A 16182-nucleotide genomic window follows, 5' to 3' on the forward strand; every position below is an offset into this window, starting at 1 on the left:
CGGGCCGCTACACGGGCTCCCGCTCCACCGGGCAGCTCATGCAGCGCGGGCCGCCCCTGCCCCGGCCCAGCTCGCTGCCGGGGATCTCGATCACCTCGATGCCCTGCTTGCGCAGGTGGGTGTTGGTGGTGGCGTTCCGTTCGTAGGCGACCACGACCCCCGGCTCGACGGCCAGGACGTTGCAGCCGTCGTCCCACTGCTCGCGTTCGGCGGCGTGCACGTCCTGGGTCGCGGTCAGGACCCGGATCTCGCCCAGGCCGAGCGCGGCGGCGATCGCCCGGTGCATGTGCTCCGGCGGATGGTCGGTGACCTTCAGGTCCTTCTCCCCCGCGCCGGGCTCGATCGTGTAGGAGCGGAGCATGCCGAGCCCGGCGTACTGGGTGAAGGTGTCGGCGTCGACCATCGTCATCACGGTGTCGAGGTGCATGAAGGCGCGCCGCTTGGGCATGTCGAGGGCCACGATGGTGCGGGCCGAGCCCGCGGCGAACAGCTTGTGGGCGAGCATCTCGACGGCCTGGGGCGTGGTCCGCTCGCTCATGCCGATGAGCACGGCGCCGTCGCCGATCACGAGGACGTCGCCGCCCTCGATGGTGGAGGGGTAGTCGGCCTGCCCCTCGGACCACAGGTGGAAGGTCTCGTCGCGGAACAGCGGGTGGTGCCGGTAGATCGCCTCGAAGTGGACCGTCTCGCGCTGCCGGGCGGGCCAGCGCATGGCGTTGATGGAGACCCCGTCGTAGATCCAGGCCGAGGTGTCCCGAGTGAAGAGGTGGTTGGGCAGCGGGCCGAGCAGGAAGTCGTCCAGCTCCATGGCGTGGAAGCGCACGGAGGTCGGCTCCGGGTGCGCCTGGAGGAACTCACGTTTGGTCATGCCGCCGACCAGTACCTCGGCGAGTTCGTGAGCGGGCAGGTTCTCGAAGGCGGCCCGGAGATGGTCCGTGGCCAGCACTCCGTACTCCTTCTCGTCGAAGACCCGGTCCAGGACGAGCCGGCGGGCCGCCGGGACGTCGAGGGTCTCCGTGAGCAGGTCGCCGAAGAGGTGGACGGCGACCCCGCGGTCGCGGAGCACGTCCGCGAACCCGTCGTGCTCGGCGCGCGCCCGGCGCACCCAGAGCACGTCGTCGAAGAGAAGGGCGTCCTTGTTGCTGGGGGTGAGCCTTTTGAGCTCGAGATCCGGCCGGTGCAGGATGACGCGGCTGAGCCGCCCGGCTTCGGATGCGACGTGGAATCCCATGTCTCCATCCTGACCATTCGGGCGCGCCTTCACCCCCTGCTTTCACGTGCCCGTGGCCACAAGTGCGCCCTCCCGGTGCACCCGTGCGACGTCGGTGTGCCCCGGGGCCCTCGCGTAGACCAGAGCGAGGGCCGGAGCACCCGGCCACGTGTCAGGGGGGAGTCCGGGTGAGTCCCGATTCGATGATCGCCCATTTCGTGGGTGCCTCGGCGCTGATCCTGGTGGCCGCGCACGCCGGCGGCTGGCTGGCCCGGCGGCTGCGCCAGCCCCGCATCGTGGGACAGCTGGCGGCGGGGATCGCCCTCGGACCGTCCCTGCTCGGCAGTCTGGCCCCCGACGCGTACGCCGCTCTGTTCCCGGCGGCCATCGGCCCGGCGCTGACCGGCTTCGCGCAGTTCGCCCTGGTCGTGTTCCTGTTCGCGGTGGGCTACGAGCTGGATCTGAAGGTCCTCGGTGACCGGGCGCGCACCTCGGTGATGGTGGCCCTGGCCTCGTTCGCGGTGCCGATGGCCGTGGGGTGCGGCAGCGCGCTGCTGTTCCGGGACGCGCTGCACGACCTGGGCATGGAGCGGGACCCATCGGTCGCCACGGTGCTCTTCGCGGGGATCGCCCTGTCGATAACGGCGGTGCCGGTGCTGACCGCGATCGTGCGGGAGAACGGGCTGTCGCGTTCGGTGCCGGGGGTGGTGGCGGTCTCGGCGGCCGGAATGCTGGACGCGGTGTGCTGGACGGTGCTGGCTGCCGCGCTGCTGGACAGCGGTGCGGGGGACGCGGCGCTCGGCTGGCCGTGGCGGGCGGCGCTCGCCGTCGGCTTCGTCACCGTGATGGCGCTCGCCGCCCGGCCGGTGCTGCGCCGGCTGCTGTGGCGCACCCGCCTGGAGCCGTCGCTGCGGTTGGCGCTGCTGATCGGGTTCGCGCTCGGGTCGGCCTGGGTGACGCACTCCCTGGGGCTGCATGTGATCTTCGGGGCGCTGCTCGCCGGGGTGGTGGTCCCGCGCGAGGAGGGCGGCACGCTCGACCCCGATCTGCTGCGGCCGCTGCACGAGGTCGGCTCCCTGCTTCTGCCGTTCTTCTTCGTGCTCTCGGGGCAGTCCGTGGCGCTGAACAGCATGACCGGCACGGGCTGGGCGGCCCTGCTGGTGGTGACGGTGCTGGCGGTCGCGACGAAGATCGGCAGCGGGACGGTGGCGGCCCGGCTGGGCGGACTGGACCGGCACGAGGCGCGCACGGTCGGGGTGCTGCTCAGCGCCCGGGGCCTGACCGAGCTGATCGCCCTGGGCGCCGGCCTGGAGGCGGGGCTGCTGAGCGGCCCGCTCTACACGGTCCTGGTCTTCATGGCCCTGACCACCACCCTGCTGACCCAGCCGTTCCTGTTGCTGACCCGCCGCCTGGCGGACCGGGACCGCCGCGCGGCCCCGGTCCCGGACACCGCCGTGAAGCCGTCCGCGGGGTGACGCGGCGGTGCCGCCGCGTCACCCGGTTCACAGCCGCGGGTCCACCGGCTCCGACTCCAGCGCCAGCACCCCGAACACCGCCTCGTGCACCCGCCACAGCGGCTCGCCGTCCGCGAGGCGGTCCAGGGCCTCCAGGCCGAGGGCGTACTCGCGGATGGCCAGGGACCGCTTGTGGCCCAGGAACCGTCCGCGCAGGCGGGTGAGGTTGTCGGGGCGGGTGTACTCGGGGCCGTAGATGATCCGCAGGTACTCGCGGCCGCGGCACTTGATGCCGGGCTGGACCAGGCGCCCCCGCGGGTCCCGCACCAGGGCGCCGACCGGCTTGACCACCATGCCCTCGCCGCCCCGGCCGGTCATCTCCAGCCACCAGTCGACGCCGGCCGCGACCGACTCGGGGTCGCCGGTGTCGACGTACAGCCGCCGTGTGGTGTGCAGCAGTCCGGTGGTGTCGTGCTCGACGAGGCGGTCGATGAGGGCGAGCTGCTCGTCGTGCGGCAGGGACGCGAGGCTGCGGCCCTGGGCGGCGAGGATCTGGAACGGGGCGAGGCGGACGCCGTCCAGGCCGTCGGTGGTCCAGCAGTAGCGGCGGTAGGCGTCCGTGAAGGCAGCGGCGTCGGCGGACCGTTCGCGCTGACGGGCGAGGAGGCCGGCGACCTCGACGCCGCGCGCGGCGGCACCCTCCAGCGCGGCCAGCGCGCCCGGGAACACCGCGCCGGAGGCGGCGCCCACGGCGGCGTACTGGGAGCGCAGCAGCCCGGAGGCCTTCAGGGACCAGGGCATCAGCTCGGCGTCAAGGAGCAGCCAGTCGGTGGACAGTTCGTCCCAGAGTCCGGCCTCGCCGATCGCCGCGCGCAGCCGGTCCAGGACCGCCTCGGCCACGGTCGCGTCGTCGAAGAACGGGCGGCCGGTACGGGTGTAGAGGGAGCCCGTGGGCCCTCCCCCACTCTCGGCTCCGCTCGAGCGGGAGGTGCCCCCATCCCCGAAGCGGGCACGCGCGGCGTCCGCGTCGCGGCACACCAGCGCCACCGCCCGCGAACCCATGTGCTTCTCCTCGCACACGACCCGTGCCACCCCGTCCGCCGCGTACTGCGCGAACGCCTCCTCCGGGTGCTCCAGGTAGCCCTCCACCGACGAGGTGGCGGTGGGTGCCATGGTCGGCGGGAGGTACGGCAGCAGCCGGGGGTCGGTGGCGAAGCGGCTCATGACCTCCAGGGCCGCCGCCCCGTTCTCCTCGCGCACGGTGACCCGGCCCGCGTGCCGGGTCTCCACCACCCGGCGGCCCTGGACGTCGGCCAGGTCCAGCGGGCGTCCGTCGTGTCCGCCGGGGGCCTCGGTTCGCAGGGGCTTCGCCGGCTCGTACCAGACCCGCTCGGCCGGTACGTCGACCAGTTCGCGCTCCGGCCAGCGCAGCGCGGTCAGCTTGCCGCCGAAGACGGCACCGGTGTCGAGGCAGATGGTGTTGTTGAGCCAGGTCGCCTCCGGGACCGGGGTGTGGCCGTAGACCACGGCCGCGCGGCCCCGGTAGTCCTCGGCCCACGGGTAGCGCACCGGCAGCCCGAACTCGTCGGTCTCGCCGGTGGTCTCGCCGTAGAGGGCGTGCGAGCGGACCCGGCCGGAGGTGCGGCCGTGGTACTTCTCCGGCAGACCGGCGTGGCAGACCACGAGCCGGCCGCCGTCGAGGACGTAGTGGCTGACCAGTCCGTCGATGAACTCCCGTACCTCGGCGCGGAACTCCTCGCTCTCGCCGTCCATCTGCGCGATGGTCTCGGCGAGTCCGTGGGTGTGCTGGACCTTGCGGCCCTTGAGGTGGCGGCCGTACTTGTTCTCGTGGTTGCCCGGCACGCACAGCGCGTTGCCCGACTTCACCATGGACATCACGCGGCGCAGGACGCCGGGGCTGTCCGGGCCGCGGTCGACCAGGTCGCCGACGAAGACGGCGGTGCGGCCCTCGGGGTGGACGCCGTCGGCGTAGCCCAGCTTGCCGAGCAGGGCGCCCAGTTCGGCGGCACAGCCGTGGATGTCGCCGACGATGTCGAACGGTCCGGTGAGGTGGGTGAGGTCGTTGAACCGCTTCTCGGTGACGACGGTGGCGTGCTCGGCCTCCGCCGCGCCGCGCAGCACGTGCACCTTGCGGAAGCCCTCGCGCTCCAGGTGGCGCAGGGAGCGGCGGAGCTCGCGGGTGTGGCGCTGGACGACCCGGCGGGGCATGTCGGCGCGGTCGGTTCGGGTGGCGTTGCGCTCGGCGCACACCTGCTCGGGGACGTCGAGGACGATCGCGATGGGCAGCACGTCGTGCCGCTTGGCCAGCTCGATCAGCTGACGGCGGGCGTCCTGCTGCACGTTGGTGGCGTCGACGACGGTGCGCCGGCCGGCCGCGAGCCGCTTGCCGGCGATGTAGTGCAGGACGTCGAAGGCGTCCCGGCTGGCGCTCTGGTCGTTCTCGTCGTCGGCGACCAGGCCCCGGCAGAAGTCGGAGGAGATGACCTCGGTGGGCTTGAAGTGGCGCCGGGCGAAGGTGGACTTGCCGGAGCCGGAGGCGCCGATCAGCACGACGAGGGAGAGGTCGGTGACGGGGAGGATCCGGGTCCTCGCGGTGGTGTCGGTGGTCCCGGGGGTGTCCTTGGCGGTCATGCGGCCTTCGCCTCCTTCTCGGTCGGGGTCCTGGTGCTGAAGACGGCCATCTGGGTGGGCGGTCCCACCTCGGGGTCGTCGGGACCGACGGGGCGGAACCCGACCTCGTACCCGTGTCGTTCGGCGACCGCCTCGGCCCAGGTCCGGAACTCCTCGCGGGTCCACTCGAAGCGGTGGTCGCGGTGGCGGACGTGGCCGGCCGGGAGGGTCTCCCAGCGCACGTTGTACTCGACGTTCGGCGTGGTGACGACGACGGTGCGGGGGCGGGCGGCGCCGAAGACCGCGTACTCCAGGGCGGGCAGCCTCGGCGGGTCGAGGTGTTCGATCACCTCGCTGAGCACAGCGGCGTCGTAGCCCCCCAGCCTCTTGTCGGTGTAGGCGAGGGAGCCCTGGAAGAGCTTCACGCGCGCGGCCTGCCGCTCACCCATGCGGTCCAGCCCCAGCCGCCTGGAGGCGATGGTGAGCGCGCGCACCGACACGTCCACGCCGGTGATCTCGGTGAACCGCGGTTCCTTGAGCAGTTCGCGCACCAGGTGGCCCTCGCCGCAGCCGAGGTCGAGGACGCGGGCGGCGGCGTGGTCGCGGAGCGCGGTGAGGACGGCCTCGCGGCGGTGCACGGCGAGCGGGGTCGGCCGGTCCTCCTGCTCGGTCTCGGCCGCGACGGCGTTGTCGATCTCCTCGACCTCGCTGTCGTCGGTCTCCGCCAGCCGGAGCAGTTCCAGCCGCTCCATCGCCTCGCGCGTCAGCGACCAGCGGCGGGACAGGTAGCGGCTGGTGATCAGCCTCTGCTCGGGGTGGCCCGGCAGCCAGCCCTCGCCGGCCCGCAGCAGCTTGTCGACCTCGTCCGGCGAGACCCAGTAGTGCTTGGCGTCGTCGAGCACCGGCAGCAGGACGTACAGGTGGCGCAGGGCGTCGGAGAGGGTGCGGGCGCCCGACTCCAGGACCAGGCGGACGTAACGGGAGTCGCCCCACTCGGGGAACTCGGTGTCCAGCGGTACGGCCTCGACGGTGACGTCCCAGCCGAGCGGCTCGAAGAGGCGGCGGACGAGGCCTGGGCCGCCGCGGGCGGGCAGCGCCGGGATCTCGACGCGCAGCGGCAGCGGCTCGGCGGCACGCCCGGGGCGGGCCTTGCACACGCCGCGCATCGCGCTGGAGAAGACGTTGCTCAGGGCGACGGCGAGGAGGGAGGAGGCCGCGTAGGGGCGGTCGTTGACGTACTGCGCGAGGGCCGCGTCGGGGGCGCCGCCCCGGCCCTTGCCCTTGCCGCGCCTGACCAGCTTCACCGTGTCGACCTCCAGCAGCAGCGCCGCCGTGCAGCGCTGCTCGTCCGCCTCCGGGTAGAACACGTGGGCCGTGCCGAAGGAGGTGGAGAACGCCTGCGCGTTGTCGGGATGCTTGTGCAGCAGGAAACCGAGGTCGGTCGCGGGGCGCTCGGGGGTGCCGGTGGTGGTGACGGTCAGGAACATGGTGAGGGCCTCTCCGGCCGGTGGACGCTTAGGAGGCGCCGTACGCGCGGGAGCCCCCGGGGTGAGTGATCCCGGGGGGCTCCGGCAGGACGACGGTCACACCATCGCACAGGGCCGGTGACCGGCGCCTTCGGTTATCGGGCGGGTGTGGGGGCGTCAGGACAGCTGTGCCTGGACCTGGGAGGAGATCAGCTCCAGGTGGTCCAGGTCGTCGAGGTCGAGGATCTGGAGGTAGATCCGACGGGCGCCGACGGCGGCGTACCGGCCGATCTTGTCGACGACCTCGGCCGGGGAGCCGGCGAGGCCGTTGGCCTTCAGCTCGTCGACCTCGCGGCCGATCGCGGCGGCGCGGCGGGCGACCTCGGCGTCGTCCTTGCCGACGCAGGCGACCAGCGCGTTGGAGTAGGTGAGGGCGCCGGCCCCGCGGCCGGCCTCCTCGGCGGCGGCCCGCACCCGGCCGAACTGCCGCTCGGTGTCCTCGACGGAGGCGAACGGCATGTTGAACTCGTCGGCGTACTGGCCGGCCAGGCGCGGGGTGCGGGTGGCACCGTGGCCGCCGATGAGCACGGGCACCTTCGGCTGCGCCGGCTTGGGCAGCGCGGGCGAGTCGGTGAGGTCGTAGAACGTGCCGTGGAAGTCGAAGGTCTTGCCGGTCTCGGTGGCCCACAGACCGGTGACGATGGCCAGTTGCTCCTCCAGGCGGCCGAGCTTCTCCTTCGGGAAGGGGATGCCGTACGCCGTGTGCTCCTCCTCGAACCAGCCGGCGCCCAGGCCCAGCTCGACCCGGCCGCCCGACATCTGGTCCACCTGCGCGACCTGGATGGCGAGGACGCCGGGCAGCCGGAAGGTGCCCGCGGTCATGAGGGTGCCGAGGCGGATGCGCTTCGTCTCCCGGGCGAGGCCCGCCAGGGTGATCCAGGCGTCGGTGGGGCCGGGCAGGCCGTCCGAGGAGCCCATGCGGAGATAGTGGTCCGAGCGGAAGAAGGCGTCGAAGCCGAGGTCCTCGGTGGCCTTGGCCACGGCGAGCAAGGTGTCGTAGGTGGCCCCCTGCTGGGGCTCGGTGAAGATACGGAGATCCATACGTTCCATCCTGCCTGTTCGACGCGGGTGCGCCGGACAGGCTCTCCCGGCGTCAGCCGGCCTCCCGCTCCGGCAACCCGGCGTCGCGGTCGGTGAGTTTGCGCAGCATCTCCAGGACCCGGTCGCGTGATTCGTCCGCCGCGTCGATCGCCTCCACGCACTGCCAGTAGGTGGCCTCGTCGTCGGCGGCGCAGGCTATGCCCACCAGGGCTATGCCGGTCTCGCCGAGCAGGGTGCCCAGGCGCATCAGGGCCTGGCGGGCGTCGCCCAGCTCGGTGAGCTGGGCGGCGCGCAGTTCGCCCGGGGCGAGGTCCGGGGTGTGCAGGACTCCGCAGCCGCGGCCCGCCAGTTCGGTCAGGCCGATGGCCTCGCCGCGCAGTTCCGGTGGGCCGTGGACGGCCAGCCGGCTGCCGATCGCCTGGGCGAGGGCCTGCACCTGCCACACCTCGGTCAGGACGTCCGGCACCTCTCCGCCGGCGGCCAGGGCACGCCCACTGGTCACGATGAGCCGCACAGCGTCCATGCGCTGCCCCCGTCTGTTTGCGACGCGCGCGCGGCGCGTCCGCCCGAACTCCGCTACTCACTACCCAGAGTGAATGCGTGTGGGGCGAAAAGCCAGAGGAAGGCGGAAATCTTCGGACAACATCTCGATAACTGGCCGGATTTTGACTTCGGAGAGTGATAACGGAGTGGTCGGCTCCTCCGTACCCGGCCGTCCTGCCGCTCAGTCGTCCCGCGGGTCCGGCACGGGGAAGCGCGACTCGTTCCGCTCGATCTTCGCCGCCAGCGCGGCCAGCGGATCGACGCCCAGCACCTCGCAGAACTGGAGCAGATAGGCCAGGACGTCGGCGACCTCGTCCCGGACCCGGTGCGCGGTGTCCGGGTCGGCCATGACGGCGGCCGACTGCTCGGGCGTCAGCCACTGGAAGATCTCGACGAGTTCGCCGACCTCCACGCTGAGCGCCGCGACGAGGTTCTTGGGGGTGTGGTACGGCTGCCAGTGCCGGGCGGCGGCGAACTCGGCGAGCCTGCGCTGCAGTACGGCGAGGTCCTGGGGGTGATCGGTCACGGGTCCAGGTGTACCACCGTGACGCCGGCCGCCCCCGCCGCCCACGAGGCGTCGGCGACCGCCCCGACGAGGCGGATGTGGCCACGATCGCACATCCGCGCCGCCAGCCGCAGGAGTTCGGCTCGCTGGCGCACGTCCAGGCCGCGGTCGAGGCCGTCGGCGAGGACGGTGAGCGTCTGCAGCGCGGCGGGGACCTCGCCGGCCGGGTCGACCTCCAGCACCCCGGGCCCGGTGAACAGCACAAGGGCGAGGGCGAGGTAGCGCAGTTCGCCGTAGCCGAGCCGGGCCAGGCCGGTGCGCACCCCGTCACCCCGGTCGAGGAGGGCGCGGACCACGCCGCCGACGGCGGGTTCGGCCAGTACGTCCGCGACGGGGCCCGCGCAGCCGGTGCGGACCGCCGCGACGAACTGCGCGTGCCGCCGACCGCATTCGGTGCGGGTGCGCCACAGAACGTCGGCGAGGTTGTCGCAGCCGCCCAGCAGGCGTCCGGAGCCGGTCGGTACGGGCTCCCGCATCCGGCCGGGCCGGGGGTCGCAGGCGAAGACGGAGCGCAGCGCGACCACCATCTGCTCGGCGGCCGCCAGCACCCTGCGCTGCCCGTCCGTCTTGCCGGCCACCCGCAGCGGCAGCAGCGGGGTGCCGAGCCGGTCGTCGGGCAGGGGCGCGCGGGTCACCGGCGCCGAACCGGCCGTGTGCCAGGCGGCCTGCACGGCACGCCGGCCGGGGTCGCGCAGGGCCGTCTCCAGCAGCACGACGCCGTCCGCCGACAGCCGCTCCCCCACGACCCGCAGTTCGGGCTCCGCCTGCACGGCGACGTCCAGGTGGACCGGGCCCTCGGCGCCGTCGGCCGTGCAGCCGATGCGGAAGCCCCGGCGCCGCTGGGCGTCGGGCCGGGCCCGTTCGGGCACGCAGGCGAGGGGGTCGGGGAACACGGCGCCGAGTTCCGCGCCGCCGCCGAGCCGGGCCAGGGCGTCATAGGCCCTGAGGGCGGTGGTCTTGCCGCAGCCGCTGGGCCCGGCGAGCAGGGTGAGCGGCCCCAGCCGCAGCACCGCGCGCCGGTGCCCCGCGAAGGCGGACAACCGCAGCTCCGTGACGCGGGGCCGGCCGGGGAGCGGTGCGACGGACGCCGTCGACGCGGATGACGCTGCCATATGCGGACCGTAGGTACTCCCCCGTACGGCGAACCGTTTTGCCCGGAGTGCGTTCCTACGATCGGGGGACGGCGCCGTCAGGGGCCGGGCGGCGCCGTCACACCCCGGGGACCCCGACGGCGTCCTCCATCAGTCCGTTGACCTCGGTGCCCGCCGGGCTCAGCAGGAAGACGTTGCGGTCGACCCGGTGCATCCCGCTGGCCAGTCCGAAGACGACGCCGGTGCTGAAGTCCAGGACCCGCTTGGCGACATCGCCCTCGGCGCCGGTCAGGTCCAGCAGGACCGGGATGCCCGCCATCAGGGTCTCGGCGACCTCGCGCGCGTCCGCGAACACGTTGACCCGCAGCACCACGAAGCGGCGGCGCCGCTCGGTCTCCGCCTCGGGCATCGCCCGGTGACCGACCGCCGAGGGCCAGGCGTCGCGTCCGCGCAGCGGAACGACCTGGGCGAGCCCCTCCCACTGCTCATCGGTGACGTCGTGGCTGTTCACCGGCTCCCCCGCATTCCACTCGCCGTTATTGCCTGCACCAGCCAATTCTTACGTCAAGTCACCCGTTCGGCCCAACTGCGACACGGTCGGCGAGGCTCAGACCCCGGACTCGGCGTCCTGACGGCTGGCCAGGGCCCAGATGACGAACACGTCGATCGCCATCATGATCACGGACCAGACGGGCGCGTACGGCAGGAACAGGAACTGCGCGATCAGGCTCAGCGAGGCGATGACGATGCCCGCGACCCGCGCCCAGGCCATGCCCTTGAGCAGTCCGTATCCGACGAAGAGGACGAGGGCGCCGAGGACGACGTGGACGATGCCCCAGCCGGTGAGGCTCATCTCGTAGACATACGTGCCGATGCGGGCGTACACGTCGTCCTCGGCGATGGCCGCGATGCCCTGGAGGACGGCGAGGGCGCCGTTCAGCATCAGCAGGACGCCCGCGAAGACGACGCCGCCGGCCGCCCAGCCGCCGGGCCGGCCGGCCGAGCGCTGGGACCAGGTGCCGTCGCCGTGGGACGGGCGTCCGGGAGTGGGTTCGGCGTGCTGGCTCATGTGCGCGGTCCTTTCTGCGTGTCCCCCGTACGGGCCTCGGCCCACCGGCACCGGCACGGCGCCGCCGGGTCGTTCCGAGCCTGCGGGGCGCCGGGCCCCCCGGCCACGCGGGTCCGCCGTACGGGTGAACGGTGCCCCGGCGTGCGCATGCGGCCCCGCGCCCCCTCGCGTTAACTGAGCCGCACCCGCGGGAGCGGACGAAGGAGGGCACGTGACGAGTCGGCCGGCGCCGGCGAACGCCGCCCCGGGACGGGCCGAGCAGTCGCTGCGGGAGATGCTGCTGAGCCCCGGCTACCGGCGGCTGTTGCTGCTGTGCGTGCTGCTGGGCGTGCCGATCGCGCTCGCCTGCTTCTTCTTCGTCGGTCTCCAGCACCAGTTGCAGCACTGGGTGTGGACCTCGCTGCCCGAGGCCGCCGGTTACGACACCCCGCCCTGGTGGTGGCCGCTGCCCGCGCTGGTGCTGGCCGGGCTGATCCTCGCGCCGATCGTGACCCGGATGCCGGGCGCCGGCGGGCATCTGCCGGTGAACGGTCTGGGCGGGCCGCCCGTCGGCCCCAAGGCGCTGCCGGGCGCGGTCCTGGCCGCGCTGGCCACCCTGCCGCTCGGCGTGGTGCTGGGTCCCGAGGCCCCGCTCATGGCGGTCGGCAGCGGACTCGCGCTGCTGGCGGTGCGGCGGCGGGCGGGGGCAGGCGGCGACCAGCGGGCCGGGGCGATCCTCGCGACGGCCGGCTCCACGGCCGCCATCTCCACCATCCTCGGCGGTCCGGTGGCCGCGGCCGTCCTGCTCATGGAGGGCGCGGGCCTGGCCGGGGCGCAGATGGTGGTCCTGCTGCTGCCCTGTCTGCTGGCCAGCGCCACCGGCTCCCTGGTCTTCACCGGCTTCGGGCAGTGGACCGGCCTGAAGATCGGCGCACTGGCCCTGCCCGACCTGCCGCCGGCCGCCAACCCGGACGTGGGCGACTTCCTGTGGGGCATCCCGACGGCGGCGCTGATCGCCGTGCTCATCACGCTGGCCCGCGAGCTGGGGCACCGCACCGTCTCGTGGACCCGGCGGCACACGGCCGTGCGCACGGTCGTCTGCGCCACGGCGGTCGGGGTGTGCGTGGCGGCGTACGCGTTGATCACCGGCCGTTCCCCGGCCGAGGCGGCGCTCTCCGGGCAGGCCGCGCTCGCCCAGCTCGCGGCCGACCCGCACGCCTGGCCGGTGGGCGCGCTGATCGCCCTGGTCGCGTGCAAGGGGCTGGCGTGGGGCATCGCGCTGGGCAGCCTGCGCGGCGGTCCGATCTTCCCGTCCGTGCTGCTGGGCACGGCGACGGCGATGGCCTGTTCCGGGCTGCCCGGCTTCGGCGTGACCCCCGCCCTCGCCCTCGGCATCTCCGCCGCGGCGGCCGCCGTGACGGGGCTGCCGCTGTCCAGCGCGGTCCTCGCGGTGCTGCTGACGGGCGGGGACGCGTACGACCAGATGCCGCTGATCGTGACCGCGTCGGTGGTCTCCTTCGTCGTCGCCCAGGTGGTGCGCCGGACGCAACCGGAGGCGGCCCACGCCCCGACGACGGGAACGACCGGGTGACGGAGCGCCGCACCGTACGGACCCGTTCCGGCTGGCACACCGCCCGGCCCTGGGTCGTTCGCGGCTGCGTCGCGGTGGCCGTGGCCGTGGCCTACTTCCTGCTCCCCCTCGACCACCTGGGGCCGCACCGGCCCGTGCTGAGCTGGGTACTGTGCGCCCTGCTGCTGGCCCTCGTGGCCGCGCTGCTGCTCCGGCAGATCCACCACGTCCTCGTGGACCGGCCCGAGACCAAGCCCGGCATGGTCATCACCCTGCTCATCATCCTGTCCGTGCACATCTTCTCGGCCACGTACTACGCCCTCGCCAAGGAGCCCGGCGAGTTCACCGGCCTGCACACCCGTGTCGACGCGCTCTACTTCACGGTGGTCACGCTCGCCACGGTCGGGTACGGGGACATCACGCCGAGCGGGCAGTCCGCCCGGATCGTCACCCTGATCCAGATCGCCTACAGCTTCGTGTTCCTCACCGCCGCCGCGACCGCGCTCAGCACGCGGGCCCGCGCCATGGTGGTCCGGCGCACGGAACGGGACCGGTCCGGCTGACGTTTCCGCAGCCCCGAGCCGTGTCCGCCGGGTCGGCGCGGCAGGATGCCTGCTTGTCACCAGCCCCGTGGGAGCACTACTGTCGCCACGCCTTGGTGAACGGGAAATCCGGTGTGATGCCGGTGCGGCCCTCGCCACTGTGAATCGGGAAGTCCGGCTCCGGCCCTCGCGGGCAGCCACTGGGTCCTCGTGACCCGGGAAGGCGTTGCACGGACAGCGGTACCCGTCAGCCAGGAGACCGGCCAGGGCGCGTCGTCCATCCACGAGGTGCTGGAGAGGGTCTGCTGAGCCATGCACATAGCCGAGGGCTTTCTGCCACCGGCGCACGCGATCGCCTGGGGTGTCGCGTCCGCGCCGTTCGTCGTCCACGGAGTCCGGTCACTCACCCGTGAGGTCAGGGAACACCCGGAGAGCACGCTGCTCCTCGGCGCCTCCGGTGCCTTCACGTTCGTCCTGTCCGCCCTGAAACTGCCCTCGGTCACCGGGAGCTGCTCCCATCCGACCGGCACCGGTCTGGGCGCCATCCTCTTCCGGCCGCCGATCATGGCGGTACTGGGCACCATCACCCTGCTCTTCCAGGCGCTGCTGCTCGCCCACGGCGGGCTGACCACGCTCGGCGCCAACGTCTTCTCGATGGCGATCGTCGGTCCCTGGGCCGGGTACGGCGTCTACCGGCTGCTGCGCCGTTACGACGTGCCGCTGATGGTCGCCGTGTTCTTCGCCGCGTTCGTCGCCGACCTGTCCACCTACTGCGTGACCAGCGTGCAGCTGGCGCTGGCCTTCCCGGACCCGAGCAGTGGATTCACCGGCGCCCTCGGCAAGTTCGGATCCATCTTCGCCGTCACGCAGATCCCGCTCGCGGTCAGCGAGGGCCTGCTCACGGTCATCGTGATGCGGCTGCTGGTGCAGTCCAGCAAGGGCGAACTGACCCGGCTGGGCGTGCTGCTCACCCGGTCGGGCAAGACCACGACCGACGAGCAGGAGGCGGTGGCCCGATGACCCGCAACGCGAAGATCAACGCCCTGCTGCTGCTCGCCGTGGCCGCGCTCGCGGTGCTGCCGCTGGTACTGGGGCTCGGCGACCACAAGGAGGAGCCGTTCGCCGGCGCGGACGCGGAGGCGGAGACGGCGATCACGGAGATCGAGCCGGACTACGAGCCGTGGTTCTCGCCGCTGTACGAACCGCCGTCCGGGGAGATCGAGTCGGCGCTGTTCGCGGTGCAGGCCGCGCTCGGCGCGGGTGTGCTGGCGTACTACTTCGGTGTGCGCCGGGGCCGGCGGCAGGGCGAGGAGCGGGCGGCGGCGGCACTGCGGGACACTCCCGCAGGGGACTGAGTGCTGCCGATCGACGCGGCGGCCCACAGCAGTCGGTGGCGCCGCCGCCACCCCGTGGACAAGGCCGTGCTCGGTCTCGGTCTGACCGTGCTCGCGATCTCGCTGCCGCCCTGGCCGGGCGCGGCGCTGGTGCTGGTGACGGCGCTGGCGGTGCTGCTCGGCCCGGCGGGGGTGCCCGGACGGCGGCTGTGGCGGGCGTACCGGGTGCCGTTGGGCTTCTGTGTGACGGGCGCGCTGCCGCTGCTGGTCCAGGTCGGGGGCGCGGGCGGGTTTCTGACGGTGGCGCAGGGCGGCCCGGTGCGCGCCGGTGAGCTGCTGCTGCGGACCTCCGCGGCCTCGCTCGGGGTGCTGCTGTTCGCGTTCACCACGCCGATGTCGGACCTGCTGCCCCGGCTGGTGCGGGCCGGGGTGCCCGCGCCGGTCGTGGACGTGGCGCTGGTGACGTACCGGATGAGTTTCCTGCTGCTGGACTCGGTGCGCCGGGTCCGGGAGGCGCAGGCCGCGCGGCTGGGGCACACCACCCGGGCGGCGACCTGGCGTTCACTGGGCGGGCTCGGCGCCACGGCGTTCGTGCGGGCCTTCGACCGGGCGGCGCGGCTCCAGTCCGGTCTGGCGGGCCGCGGCTACGACGGCACCCTGCGGGTCCTGGTGCCCGAGGCCCGCGTCTCGGTGGCCTTCACTGCGGCGAGCGGCGCGCTGCTCGCGGCGCTGGCCGCCCTCACCCTCGTACTGGAAAGGCCGTTGTCGTGAGTGGGACGAGCGAGGCGACCGCGCAGGCGCTGGTCGCCCTGCGGGGTGCGGCCTTCGCCTACGAGGAGGGCCCGGACGTGCTGGCCGGGCTGGACTTCTCGGTGCGCGAGGGGCGGGCGCTGGCGCTGCTCGGCCGCAACGGCAGCGGCAAGACCACGCTGATGCGGCTGCTGAGCGGCGGACTGAGGCCGCGTGCGGGGACGTTGACGCTCGGCGGGGAGCCGGTGGCGTACGACCGCAAGGGGCTGACCCGGCTGCGGAGCACGGTGCAGTTGGTGGTGCAGGATCCGGACGACCAGCTCTTCGCGGCCTCGGTGGGGCAGGACGTGTCCTTCGGACCGTTGAACCTGGGCCTGCCGGACGCGGAGGTCCGGTCCCGGGTCGGCGAGGCGCTCGCCGCGCTGGACATCGGGGCGCTGGCCGACCGGCCGACCCATCTGCTGTCGTACGGGCAGCGCAAGCGGACGGCGATCGCGGGGGCGGTCGCGATGCGGCCGCGGGTGCTGATCCTGGACGAGCCGACCGCCGGGCTCGATCCCGACGGCCAGGAGCGGCTGCTCGCCACGCTGGACCGGCTCCGGGCGGGCGGCACCACGGTGGTGATGGCCACTCATGACGTCGACCTCGCCCTGCGCTGGTCGGACGATGCAGCGCTGCTCACCCCGGACGGTGTGCGCACCGGTCCGACGGCCGCGACGCTGGCCCGCACGGATCTGCTGCGGCAGGCGGGGCTGCGGCTGCCCTGGGGCGTCGCGGCGGCCGAACTGCTGCGGGCGCGGGGCCTGTTGCCGGAGTCGGCCTCCGGACCCCGCACTCCGGAGGAGCTGGCCGCCCTGGCCGACTGACGCGTGCGCCG

General features: G+C 73.5%; 16 protein-coding genes and 1 riboswitch. Of the genes, 7 read left to right on the forward strand and 9 right to left on the reverse strand.

Annotation, left to right across the window (positions count from 1 at the left end):
- Nucleotides 1-7: 7 nt before the first annotated feature.
- Nucleotides 8-1231, reverse strand: a complete 1224-nt coding sequence (locus ACGF3J_RS10845) for an arginine deiminase (RefSeq protein WP_393853942.1) — start codon at nt 1229-1231, stop codon at nt 8-10.
- Nucleotides 1232-1398: 167 nt separating this feature from the next.
- Between ACGF3J_RS10845 and ACGF3J_RS10850 the strand changes: the two genes are divergently transcribed.
- Complete coding sequence (locus ACGF3J_RS10850) at nt 1399-2685, forward strand: cation:proton antiporter (protein ID WP_161330649.1); 1287 nt, start codon at nt 1399-1401, stop codon at nt 2683-2685.
- 27 nt (nt 2686-2712) lie between these two features.
- Here the strand turns inward: ACGF3J_RS10850 and ACGF3J_RS10855 are convergent, their stop codons facing one another.
- From ACGF3J_RS10855 to ACGF3J_RS10890, 8 genes are all read right to left on the reverse strand, one after another.
- Nucleotides 2713-5316 (reverse strand): polynucleotide kinase-phosphatase, encoded by a 2604-nt coding sequence (locus tag ACGF3J_RS10855; RefSeq protein ID WP_393853943.1) that lies wholly within the window; start codon nt 5314-5316, stop codon nt 2713-2715.
- On the reverse strand, nt 5313-6782 hold the full coding sequence (locus ACGF3J_RS10860) for a 3' terminal RNA ribose 2'-O-methyltransferase Hen1 (RefSeq protein ID WP_393853944.1): 1470 nt from the start codon (nt 6780-6782) through the stop codon (nt 5313-5315). The genes ACGF3J_RS10855 and ACGF3J_RS10860 overlap by 4 nt, the downstream gene beginning before the upstream one ends.
- A 156-nt stretch (nt 6783-6938) precedes the next feature.
- The gene (locus ACGF3J_RS10865; protein ID WP_161330646.1) at nt 6939-7862 is read right to left on the reverse strand and encodes an LLM class F420-dependent oxidoreductase; all 924 of its coding nucleotides are present in this window, start codon (nt 7860-7862) and stop codon (nt 6939-6941) included.
- A 52-nt stretch (nt 7863-7914) separates the two neighbouring features.
- Nucleotides 7915-8385, reverse strand: a complete 471-nt coding sequence (locus tag ACGF3J_RS10870) for a DUF6099 family protein (protein ID WP_122618403.1) — start codon at nt 8383-8385, stop codon at nt 7915-7917.
- A 201-nt stretch (nt 8386-8586) separates the two neighbouring features.
- Entirely contained in the window at nt 8587-8931 is a 345-nt protein-coding gene (locus ACGF3J_RS10875) for a nucleotide pyrophosphohydrolase (protein WP_393853945.1), read from the reverse strand.
- Entirely contained in the window at nt 8928-10082 is a 1155-nt protein-coding gene (locus ACGF3J_RS10880) for an ATP-binding protein (protein ID WP_393853946.1), read from the reverse strand. Before ACGF3J_RS10880 ends, ACGF3J_RS10875 begins: the two co-directional genes overlap by 4 nt.
- Nucleotides 10083-10179: 97 nt before the next feature.
- Entirely contained in the window at nt 10180-10572 is a 393-nt protein-coding gene (locus tag ACGF3J_RS10885) for a cell division protein SepF (RefSeq protein WP_161326440.1), read from the reverse strand.
- A 96-nt stretch (nt 10573-10668) separates the two neighbouring features.
- Nucleotides 10669-11130 carry a hypothetical protein gene (locus tag ACGF3J_RS10890; RefSeq protein WP_161326441.1) on the reverse strand — a complete coding sequence of 154 codons (462 nt, stop codon included), beginning with the start codon at nt 11128-11130 and terminating at the stop codon, nt 10669-10671.
- A gap of 274 nt (nt 11131-11404) precedes the next feature.
- Here ACGF3J_RS10890 and ACGF3J_RS10895 point away from each other — a divergent pair, with 274 nt between their 5' ends.
- From ACGF3J_RS10895 to ACGF3J_RS10920, 6 genes are all read left to right on the forward strand, one after another.
- A complete protein-coding gene (locus tag ACGF3J_RS10895) occupies nt 11405-12700 on the forward strand; it encodes a chloride channel protein (protein WP_393854037.1) in 1296 nt (431 codons plus the stop codon).
- Nucleotides 12697-13242, forward strand: a complete 546-nt coding sequence (locus ACGF3J_RS10900) for a potassium channel family protein (RefSeq protein WP_393853947.1) — start codon at nt 12697-12699, stop codon at nt 13240-13242. The genes ACGF3J_RS10895 and ACGF3J_RS10900 overlap by 4 nt, the downstream gene beginning before the upstream one ends.
- Before the next feature lie 76 nt (nt 13243-13318).
- Nucleotides 13319-13504: riboswitch (cobalamin riboswitch) on the forward strand.
- A 29-nt stretch (nt 13505-13533) separates the two neighbouring features.
- Nucleotides 13534-14241 carry an energy-coupling factor ABC transporter permease gene (locus ACGF3J_RS10905; RefSeq protein ID WP_161326442.1) on the forward strand — a complete coding sequence of 236 codons (708 nt, stop codon included), beginning with the start codon at nt 13534-13536 and terminating at the stop codon, nt 14239-14241.
- The gene (locus ACGF3J_RS10910; RefSeq protein ID WP_161326443.1) at nt 14238-14576 is read left to right on the forward strand and encodes an energy-coupling factor ABC transporter substrate-binding protein; all 339 of its coding nucleotides are present in this window, start codon (nt 14238-14240) and stop codon (nt 14574-14576) included. The genes ACGF3J_RS10905 and ACGF3J_RS10910 overlap by 4 nt, the downstream gene beginning before the upstream one ends.
- The gene (gene cbiQ / locus ACGF3J_RS10915; protein ID WP_393853948.1) at nt 14577-15326 is read left to right on the forward strand and encodes a cobalt ECF transporter T component CbiQ; all 750 of its coding nucleotides are present in this window, start codon (nt 14577-14579) and stop codon (nt 15324-15326) included.
- Nucleotides 15323-16171, forward strand: a complete 849-nt coding sequence (locus tag ACGF3J_RS10920) for an ATP-binding cassette domain-containing protein (protein ID WP_393853949.1) — start codon at nt 15323-15325, stop codon at nt 16169-16171. The genes cbiQ and ACGF3J_RS10920 overlap by 4 nt, the downstream gene beginning before the upstream one ends.
- The last annotated feature ends 11 nt before the right edge of the window (nt 16172-16182 follow it).

The organism is Streptomyces sp. NPDC048171 (genome assembly GCF_043202655.1).
Lineage (GTDB): Bacteria > Actinomycetota > Actinomycetes > Streptomycetales > Streptomycetaceae > Streptomyces.

Coding starts and splice junctions, on each gene's coding strand:
- ACGF3J_RS10845 (WP_393853942.1), bottom strand. CDS start 1,231: ATGGGATTCCACGTCGCATCCGAAGCCGGGCGGCTCAGCCGCGTCATC.
- ACGF3J_RS10855 (WP_393853943.1), bottom strand. CDS start 5,316: ATGACCGCCAAGGACACCCCCGGGACCACCGACACCACCGCGAGGACC.
- ACGF3J_RS10860 (WP_393853944.1), bottom strand. CDS start 6,782: ATGTTCCTGACCGTCACCACCACCGGCACCCCCGAGCGCCCCGCGACC.
- ACGF3J_RS10865 (WP_161330646.1), bottom strand. CDS start 7,862: ATGGATCTCCGTATCTTCACCGAGCCCCAGCAGGGGGCCACCTACGAC.
- ACGF3J_RS10870 (WP_122618403.1), bottom strand. CDS start 8,385: ATGGACGCTGTGCGGCTCATCGTGACCAGTGGGCGTGCCCTGGCCGCC.
- ACGF3J_RS10880 (WP_393853946.1), bottom strand. CDS start 10,082: ATGGCAGCGTCATCCGCGTCGACGGCGTCCGTCGCACCGCTCCCCGGC.
- ACGF3J_RS10890 (WP_161326441.1), bottom strand. CDS start 11,130: ATGAGCCAGCACGCCGAACCCACTCCCGGACGCCCGTCCCACGGCGAC.
- ACGF3J_RS10895 (WP_393854037.1), top strand. CDS start 11,405: ATGCTGCTGAGCCCCGGCTACCGGCGGCTGTTGCTGCTGTGCGTGCTG.
- ACGF3J_RS10905 (WP_161326442.1), top strand. CDS start 13,534: ATGCACATAGCCGAGGGCTTTCTGCCACCGGCGCACGCGATCGCCTGG.
- ACGF3J_RS10910 (WP_161326443.1), top strand. CDS start 14,238: ATGACCCGCAACGCGAAGATCAACGCCCTGCTGCTGCTCGCCGTGGCC.